Origin of the sequence: Clostridium sp. (genome assembly GCF_018372875.1) — a bacterium.
Lineage (GTDB): Bacteria > Bacillota > Clostridia > Clostridiales > Clostridiaceae > Clostridium.
Genome location: NZ_JAHAIF010000109.1, coordinates 1 through 1087 on the forward strand (window position 1 = coordinate 1; position 1087 = coordinate 1087).

A 1087-nucleotide genomic window follows, 5' to 3' on the forward strand; every position below is an offset into this window, starting at 1 on the left:
AATGGATATTTATGTATATTGGGAGATGCTTTTGCATCTCCTTTTATTTTTATCTAGTTTTTATTACTATCTCTGCCTACTAAAATTATACTCTAACTAAAGTGGAAAAGTATTCGCATTTATAATAGTTACGGAGAACCGTATCATAAGTAAATGAGGTTTTTACAATTATAGGTTATAACGAATTGGTTTTATGCAAGGGCCAACAGTTCTTGTATCAGATACTTGATAACCAAGAATAGATTTTTTACAGGCATCCATTACTATCCATATATAGTGCATAATGCCTTTAATTTTTATATAAGGTTTATCTGCTGCAAGTATTTTGGATGGTTTGTAATCAAATGTATCTACAAAAGGTTTTATAATACTAGCAGCTGTTAAAGCATAATTAGCAACTTGGGTATGTGAAATTTTAATACCGTGTACTTCCGCTAATGCGTGAGCGGTTTGTCTTGTAGACAATTTAAGATTAACATGATAAGTCAAGCATAAGCCAAGGATATGAGGATTAAACTTTTTGAAATTAAAACTTGTAGCTTTAGGAGAAACTTCATATAAGTTCATTTTGAAAAAATTTAAAGTAAATTCTCTATACTTGTAATGTAATTTATATTTTGATTTCTCAGAATGGGATAGATTGTTTGGCAACTTTTTAAGGTTATTTAAGTAATAAGAGCATTTAGGATTCCTACACTTATGGACGATAAAACTTTTCTTCTTTTTGTGAATATCAAGTGTAGTATTGCAATAAGGACATTTAAAGTTTAGAGCTTTAGATGTGAAGTTATTTTCTTTAAATGTTAAACCACAAACTTTACGAAGGTACTGTCCCTTAGATCCATTGTTATCGTAAATATACTCATGAGGAGTACCACATTTAGGACAGATGGTTTCTTTAGGAATAGACTTACCGTTACGTCTATTGACGGGCTTAACTAATTTGTTGTATCTGTGCTTGTAATAACCTAAAAGCAAAATATAATCGACCTTTTCAAACTTAATGATTTTAGGTAGTTTGTCCACTTTAAATTTCTGATATTTAGGACTATTCGAGTCATCAAATACCACTTGTTTAAGTGGAATA

Annotated in this window: 1 pseudogene; it reads right to left on the minus strand. The window is 30.0% G+C overall.

The annotated features are described in order from the left end of the window. Window positions 1-168 precede the first annotated feature (168 nt). Window positions 169-1087, minus strand: a pseudogene (locus KIB46_RS16315) (transposase); the annotation flags it as partial.